Source organism: Thermomonas sp. LB-4, from assembly GCF_036409385.1.
Lineage (GTDB): Bacteria > Pseudomonadota > Gammaproteobacteria > Xanthomonadales > Xanthomonadaceae > Thermomonas.
The window spans coordinates 1-8,197 of sequence record NZ_JAXOFT010000040.1 but is presented as its reverse complement, the minus strand read 5'-3'; the positions used below and the strand labels follow the sequence as shown (position 1 = coordinate 8,197).

Genomic DNA, 8,197 nt, shown 5'->3' with positions numbered 1-8,197 from the left:
AACATGCCAGAAAGTTCTACTTATGGGGTGTCTGCCGATCGGGGAAGCTTACGCAGGCCAGGCGCCGTTCTACAACAAGTCGCCGTGGACGCTGGCCAGGATCTGCGAAGCCGATCAGACCCGGCTGGACGACCACTTCCGCGACTGGATCAACGGTTTCTCGAAGAATGTCGACGACATCATCGAGAACTTCAACTTCCGCGCCACCATCGCGCAGATGGTCAAGTACAACCGCTTGGCGCCAATCCTCAACCAGTACAAGGATCGCGATTTCGGGCCGGAAACGCTGTCTAACCTGGAGATGGGCTACATCTACGAGGAACTGCTGCGACGGTTCTCGGAACAAAGCGGCGAGGAGGCCGGTGAACACTTCACTCCGCGCGAGGTCATCCGCCTGATGGTGGAGCTGCTGGACATTCCGCAGCCGAAGAAGGCCATTTCCATCTATGACCCGGCCTGTGGCACCGGCGGCATGCTGTCGGTGGCGAAAGAGCACCTACTGGAGCGAGCCGGCACCGACAAGGAACGCGCCGCGGTGGAACGCTACGTGATGCTGTTCGGGCAGGAACTGTCGCACAGCAACTACGCGATCTGCCAATCGGACATGCTGATCAAGCAGGACGCCCAGGCCACCGTCACGCTCGGCAATTCCCTGATTCCGCACAGCCCCGCCAGCCGCGAGCCGGGTGATCAGTTGGCCAAGCCCGAACACAAGTTCGACTTCATGCTGTCCAATCCGCCGTTCGGCGTGACCTGGGGCGGCAAGGATGGTTACGAGGTCGAGGCCCGCAAGCTGGATAAAACCCGCTATCGCGCCGGCATGCCGCGCACGACCGATGGCGCGCTGCTGTTCCTGCAAACCATGTTGGCCAAGATGCGCCCGGCCAACGAGGGCGGCAGCCGCATCGCCATCGTCTTCAACGGCTCGCCGCTGTCGAACGGCGACTGTGGCCAGGGTGAAAGCGAGATCCGCCGCTGGATCCTGGAAAACGACTGGCTGGATGCCATCGTCATGCTGCCCGACCAGCTCTTCTACAACACCGGCATCTACACCTACATCTGGCTGCTGCGCAACGAGAAGCCTAAGTCCCACCGCGGCAAGGTGATGCTGATCGATGCCAGAAAGCAGTTCGAGAAGGAGCCCAAGAGCTTCGGCAACAAGCGCAACCGCATCACCGACGCCAATCGTGACTGGATCGAAACACGCTATCGCGATGGTTGGGCGGAAGGTTATGCGGACGATGACGTGAAGCTATTTGCCAACACTGATTTCGCCTTTCACAAGGTCGAGGTCGTGTTCTGGCAGACCGGCGCCGACGACCAGCCGGCCATCGTCACCGAACCTTACGAAAAGGTCTTTACCGCGGCCAACCTGAAAAAGGAGCAGGTGTTCTACGCCTCGGACCTGAGCTTCGAGATTACGGTGGACACCGGCGCTGTCGAAGAGGTTCGGGTGCTTGAGCTTGGGCCAGAGGACAACGCCGCGCGCGATCTCAAGGCCCTGCTGAACGACGTAGGCGGCCTGGCCGCTGTGCGCGCGGTGCGCTGGACCCATCGCCATTACGTCAAGGATGACGAGTACATCCCGTATGACGCTGCCGGCAAACCGGCCGAGTACATCCCGGCGTTCCTGGAGCGTGAGATCGCTAAGCCCATCATCCGCTGGCAGGACAGCCCGCAGTTGGGATACGAGATCCTGCCAAACAAGTATTTCTACCGCTATCAGCCACCGACACCTGCGGAGGAGTTGTTGCAGCAGTTCCGAGCACTGGAACTGCAGGCGGATGCGTTGTTGAAGCGGTTGGTCGCGTGAGTCACGTCACCGAAGCCGGCGCCCCTTGGCTTGATTCTGTGCCCGTAGGTTGGCAGGGCAGTCGAATCCGCAACGAGGCGTGTCTTTCACCCGGTCTTTCTGGGTCGCCACCGATGCCGGAAGAACTTTGCACCCTCGTTCCAATGGAGAGCGTTTCTGAGTTTGGGCAGATCAACTTTGAAACAAGAGTTCCCTATGAGGATGTGCAGAGTTCGCTCGTGTCCTTTGAGGCTGGGGATGTTCTCTTCGCAAAGATTACACCTTGCATGGAGAATGGCAAGGGTGCAAACGTCGTTGATCTGCCAACTCGCTATGCGTTTGGAAGCACGGAGTTTCACGTTCTCCGGCCACGCCATACGCTCGATGCCAAGTTTCTGTACTACTGCACGTTCAACCCGGTGTACCGCGCCTTTGCTGCTGAAAACATGGTCGGCGCTGCGGGTCAGAAACGCGTTTCATCTCGGTTCCTCAAAGATTCCAGAATTTTTCTGCCAACGGTCGACGAACAACAGCGCATCGCCGGCTATCTAGATGCAAGCTGCCGGCTCATCGATGCGGCGGTGGCGGCGAAGCGGAAGCAGGTTGATGCCGCATCGCTCATCTTTAAAGCGATCCTACAGCGAACTATCACGCGCGGATTAGCTAACAGCGGCGCTTTCAGGCCGACCGGAAACGCATGGCTGCCTGAGGTGCCGACTGGCTGGGGGCTGGTCATGCTCAAACGGGTGTGCGCCATTCACGGTGGCCTGACCCTAGGCAAGGAGTACACCGGTGAGCTGGTGACGCGCCCCTACCTGCGCGTAGCAAATGTGCAGGATGGTCGCCTGGTGCTTGAGGATATATCGACCATTGACGTTCCAGTCGATATTGCCGAGCGCACCCGCCTGCAAACGGGCGACGTGCTGATGACCGAAGGCGGCGATCTGGATAAATTGGGCCGCGGGGTCGTGTGGCGAGGGGAGATCGAGGGCTGCATGCACCAAAACCACGTCTTCGCCGTGCGGTGCACGCCATGGAAGCTCCGGCCGCAGTTTCTTGCCTATGTGTCAGCCTCCCAGTATGGGCGTGACTATTTCGAGGCGACGGGGAAGAAGACCACCAATCTTGCCGCGACCAACTCGACCAAGGTCGGCCAATTTCCGATTCCATTGCCTTCGATCAGTGAGCAGGATGAGATTATCGAATATCTGGATAATGAGGATGCCAAGGCGCGCGCGCTTCGGTCTTCGCTCGACTCGCAAATCGAAGTGCTGTATGCCTACCGCAAATCCCTGATCCACGAATGCGTCACCGGCCAGCGCCGGATCACCGACGAAGACGTTCAACGGGTTGCCGCCCATGCCGCCAGCGCCATCGCCTGAACTCCTGTTCCAGAACCACATCGCGGACTTCCTGGTCCGCGAGCATGGCTATACAACGCTGGAACAGTGCGACATCGACCCGGATCACGGTTGGCATGAGGATGGGCTGTGGGCCTTCCTCCAGGTCACCCAAGTTGAGGCGCTGGATAAGCTGACCCACGACTACGGCAGCGACGCCCGCGGCCAGGTGTTGCGCGCGCTGGCAGCGGAAATCGAACGACGCCCGCTGTGGCACATCCTGCGTCATGGCCTGGACGTGCGCGGCCTGCGCCTGAACCTGTATTACCCAATCCCGCGCTCGCTTGCCGAGGCGCAGGGCAGCCAGCACCAGCAGAACCGGTTCGCTGTTCGACCGCATTACTACTTCGGCCCGACCCGCGAAGAAGTGGATCTGGTGCTTTTCCTCAACGGCCTGCCGATCGTGGCGCTGGAGCTCAAGCACGAGGCCGGCGCCCAGCGCTGGAACGTGCATCACGCGGTCGAGCAGTTCGCCAAGCGTGACCATAGCCACCCGGTGTTCCGGCTGCCGTTCCTGTACCTCGCTGCGGATACCAGCGAAGTGAAGATGGCCACGGATCCGCGCCGTGAGGCCAATTTCCGCTGGTTCAACACGGGCCTGCGCAACGCGCCGATTACCCCGCAAGACGCCAGCGGCAACGGCGAATACGCCGTCGAGTACCTCTATCGCGAAGTGCTGTCGCCGGGCCGCCTGCTCGAAGCGCTGGCCTATCTGCTGGTCTGGGTGCCGGAACGCGCCGCGAGAGAGGACAAAGAGTACCGCCCCGCGTTTACCTTGTTCCCGCGCTATCACCAGCAGCGCATGGTGCGGAACATCGCGGATGCCGCACTGGCGCGCTTCGTCCAAACCGGGGAGCCGGGCGGCAAGCATCTGGTGGAGCATTCCGCCGGCAGTGGCAAGACGCTGTCCATCTGTTGGCTGGCCGAGCGACTGCACAGCCTGCACCACCCGCAGACCGACGCCAAGTTGGTGGACATGACGGTGATCCTCACCGACCGCAAATCGCTGGACAAGAATATCCGCGACGAGCTGGACAACTTCACCCACCTCGCGAACGTCACCGGCTACGCGAAAAAATCCGATGACCTGAAACGCTTCCTGCGCGAACGCAAGCCCATCATCGTTACCACCCAGCAGAAGTTCGGTTGGATCCTGGATGAAATCCAGAACGATCCAGCCCTGCGGGGGCGTCGGGTCGCCTACCTGATTGACGAGGCGCACCGCTCACAGGAAGGGCAGTTGGGGCTGGCGATACGGGTGCCGTTCCGGGACGAGCCCGACGCGCCAGATGAGACTGACGAAACAGAGAAGGCCGAAACCGACATCGCCAAGGCTATCCGCGAGCACGACCACAATCAGCTATTCGTGGCCTTTACCGCGACCCCGTCCCAAGCGACCGTGGACCTGTTTGGCCCGCCGGTCGATCGCTACACCGAAGCCGAAGCGATCCAGGAAGGCTACATCGTGGACGTGGCGGGCAGCATCCTGTCCTTCAAGACGCTCTACAACCTGCACAGTACCGTGACGACCCCAGAGACCCGCACCTGGCCGGCTGGCATCGTAGCCAAAGCGCTGCGCAATGTGGCCTATCAGGACGAGGAGCTGATCCAGTACAAGGCGGAGGTCATGCTGCGCATCTTCGATGAGCGCGTGAAAGGCCTGGTCGACGGCAAGGCCAAGGCGATGATCGTGGCCACCTCGCGCCTGGCGGGGCTGCGCTACTACGAGATATTGCGCGAGAAGCTCAGCGAGCGCGGCGCGGATTACAAAGTGCTGTACGCGTTTTCCGACTTCACCCATCCGCAGACCAATCAGGAAATCCGCGAACACGACATCAATCAGCTTGAGAACGGCGAGCTGATCGAGGATCGCTTCGAGGGCGACAGCTACCGGCTGATGGTGGTGGCCAACAAGTTCCAGACCGGCTTCGACCAGCCGCTACTGGCGGGCATGTTCCTGGACAAGCCGGTCTCCGGCCGCAACGCGGTGCAGACCGTCTCGCGCCTCAACCGTCAGTGCGACGGTAAGCAGGACGTGATCGTGGTGGATTTCACTAACAACGCTGACGCCATCTTCAAGGCGTTCAACCTGTACCGGCAGGGTAGCCCCTATCAGCCCGGAGAACCGGACGCGGATGCTGCTGGCGAGCTGTACGACCAGATCCTTGCGCAGGACGTGTTCCTGCAAAAGGATGCCGACGAGATGGTGCGTCAACTGGATGCGAAGGACGATGCCAGTCGGCAATTGCTGGTCGACCAGCTCAAGCAGGTCTTCGAGGAAAAGCTGGCTAGCGATCCAGCACGACGTGACTACGTCAACCTGCTGGCGCGCTATGTGAAGTCCTACTACTTCCTCGCCAATTTCTTCACTCTGCCACCGAGGCAGGCGAGTTTTGCGCGCTTCGCCGAGTTCGTCGGCCCGCAGCTCATCAAGCAGGGCACTGTCTCGGAACTGATGGCGCGAATCCGCGAAACCGGCGTGGTTCGCGCCAGCGTGCAGGAGCAGGGAGAACGGCGACTGGAGCCGCGCACACCCCGTCCGCCAGGTGCGCGCAGCCCGGGAACGGGCGGGGCGCCGCCGCGTCAGGTCACGATCGGGGAGATGATCGAGAAGCTGCGCCAGCAGTTCCAGATCACTGATGACGAGGCGCTGGTGATCCGTGAGGTGATGGACGAAAAGACCCAGGACGAGGCGATCAGATCGGACGTGGTGACCAACAAAGACAACGAGATCTTTCTAAAGGGACCGTTGAAGACGCAGGTCAACAAGCATGTCCAAATGGCTTACCAATCGCGTGGTCGCTTCGACGAGGTCATCGACCCCAAGTACCACGATGCGGGTGGCATCTTCGACCTGATGGCCTACACCGTGATCCGGTGCCATCTGGATGCAAGTGCGGCATCCCCACGTCAATCGCACTAACAACCCGCCAAGGTGTCGTTCTCGCACCGCGGGCAGCGCGCCCCATCACACCTCCCCAACCACATCCTCCAACGGCCGACTGACCAACTCCGGCAATTCGCCCTGCCGGGTGGCCTCGGACTCGCGAGCGGAACGGGCCGTGCGCTCGGCATCGATGGCGGCGATGAGTTCGTCGCGGCCGAGCAGTTTCGCGGCAGCGTTCATCCAGCCCAACTGGAAGTCATCAAAGCCATGCCAGTCCAGATGCCCGGCAATGGCGTCCTGCCATTCCGCGCGGGCTTGCGCGGGGCGGCCCAGCTTTTCCAGGATGTTGCCGCGCAACACACGGTAGGCGCGGTTGGGTTCGTCCCGCAAGGCGGAATCCAACGTTTCCAGCGCTCTTTCATGCTCGCCGGCGGTGTGGTCGAGCAAGGCCAGGTTGAAGCGCGCGCCGCTGTATTCCGACGCGCGCCGGTAGCTGTCACGCGCGCCTTCAAGGTTGCCCAGGTTCTTGTTGTAGATGCCGCGCAGGTTCAACAACGTCAGGGTATCGCCCTGTTCCTGCATCGCCAGGCGCACGAAATGCAGGGCGCGTTCGTGTTCGCCCAGCGCGGCGTAGTCGCGGGCGATGCCCTCGAAGGCGCGGCCTAGGTCCGCCTTTGGCATGTCGCCGCTGCGGATGGCTTCCTCGCGTTCCAGAATGCGTACCCGGATTGTCTGGCCCATGTCCAAATGAGTGAGCGGGGAATCGAACCGCTGCTGGAATGGCTCGCTGTCCTCGTCGCCCTCGCGGGAAAGCGCCAGGCGCAGGCATTGGTTTTCGTCCATGTCCCAGTCCAGCAGCAAGCGATCTTCCACCGACACCGGCGCAGGCAGGTTCCACAGCGCGCGACCGATCGTGCGTTTGCCATCGGCGACCACCTCCACCGCGATCTCCATGTCGAACTCCTCGCTGTCGTGCGGCGGGCGCAGCAGGATCTCGCCATAGCAGGCCGCCGGCACCGGCGCGCCAGCCTCGATAAGCCGGGTTTCACCATCGACCACGCGCACCGAGATGTCCGCGCTGCACACCGGCGCCACCAGCGGTTCGCCCAGTACCTGCAAGCTGAGCGCCTGCAAGGCCGCGCCGCGAGCAATGGCGCCTTCCAGCGAGGCTTTGGCATCGCCGGCCAGTACCACCGCCGCGTGCGGAAAATGGCGCTTGATTGCGCGGCGCACCGGCGGCAGCAGCGAGCTGGAACCACACATCAGCACGGCGTCGATGTCTTCCAGTTCCAGCGTGGCGCGTTGCAGTGCCTGCTCGATCGGCGAGAACACCGAGCCGCGCTGCACGTACTCGCTGCTGGCCTGTGAGATGGGCGTGGGATCGATAAACGGCCGCAACACCGCTAGCAGGGCTTGCGTGTCCAGCGTCGGCCGCGCCAGCGACAGGCGCTTGAGCAATCCGCCGACTTCCACTTCCAGTGTGACCGACTCTGCAGACGCCGATGCGTTGCCTTCGGCATCCCCAAGCGCGGTGAGTTTTCCGCTTAATTCAATCTTCAATTGTTCTGCCAGCCCCAGCAGTTGCGGTTCCAGCATGCGCTGCTTGGCTGACCAGTCGAGGTCCCACTGATCGAGATCGTTCTCGCGCATGACGGCGGGGATCAGCACCTCGTGGACGATGGCGCGGTCGATGTCGCCTCCGCCAAGTCGGTGGTAGCGGCTGGTGCCGAGCAGGCCCACGCCCAGCACACCGCCCTGCAAGGCGTCGCGACGGAAGATCGCCACGTCGCAGGTGCCACCGCCGAAGTCGAACACCAGCAGGGTGCCATCCTCGCGCAGCAGGTTGCCGGCCGTGTCTGGCGTGTTGACCAGGAAATCGAGGAAGGCGGCGTACGGCTCTTCGAGCAGGCGCACATCGTCTTTGCGGGCATCGAAGGCGAACGCGGCGGCATCGCGGGTAGCGATCCGTTGCGAGCCGTGGAACGCGGCCGGCACGGTGACAACTAGCGGAGCCGTGTCCGTGCCTTCGGCCTCGCCCAGCGCATCGCGAAGATGGGTGAGCAATTTTTCGGTTCATCTCCCAACTCCGGGGAATGCGGCGCGGATCTTGAGGAAGAA

The 8,197-nt window shown here is 62.0% G+C and carries 4 protein-coding genes; 3 read left to right on the top strand and 1 reads right to left on the bottom strand.

The genetic code is table 11. From position 1 onward, the window contains the following. The 3 genes from SPK54_RS13270 to SPK54_RS13260 all read left to right on the top strand — a co-directional run. The coding region (locus SPK54_RS13270) for an N-6 DNA methylase (protein ID WP_330948360.1) at positions 1-1,813 on the top strand (1,813 nt) is incomplete at its 5' end. Positions 1,814-1,926: 113 nt separating this feature from the next. Beyond that, positions 1,927-3,174, top strand: coding sequence for a restriction endonuclease subunit S (locus SPK54_RS13265; RefSeq protein ID WP_330948359.1), 1,248 nt, complete (start codon positions 1,927-1,929; stop codon positions 3,172-3,174). Continuing rightward, positions 3,152-6,115: a DEAD/DEAH box helicase family protein gene (locus SPK54_RS13260; RefSeq protein WP_330948358.1), complete on the top strand. Its 2,964-nt coding sequence runs from the start codon at positions 3,152-3,154 to the stop codon at positions 6,113-6,115. Before SPK54_RS13265 ends, SPK54_RS13260 begins: the two co-directional genes overlap by 23 nt. Positions 6,116-6,160: 45 nt before the next feature. On the opposite strand, the gene SPK54_RS13255 is transcribed toward SPK54_RS13260, so the two are convergent. After that, positions 6,161-8,143: an Hsp70 family protein gene (locus SPK54_RS13255; RefSeq protein WP_330948357.1), complete on the bottom strand. Its 1,983-nt coding sequence runs from the start codon at positions 8,141-8,143 to the stop codon at positions 6,161-6,163. Positions 8,144-8,197 lie beyond the last annotated feature (54 nt).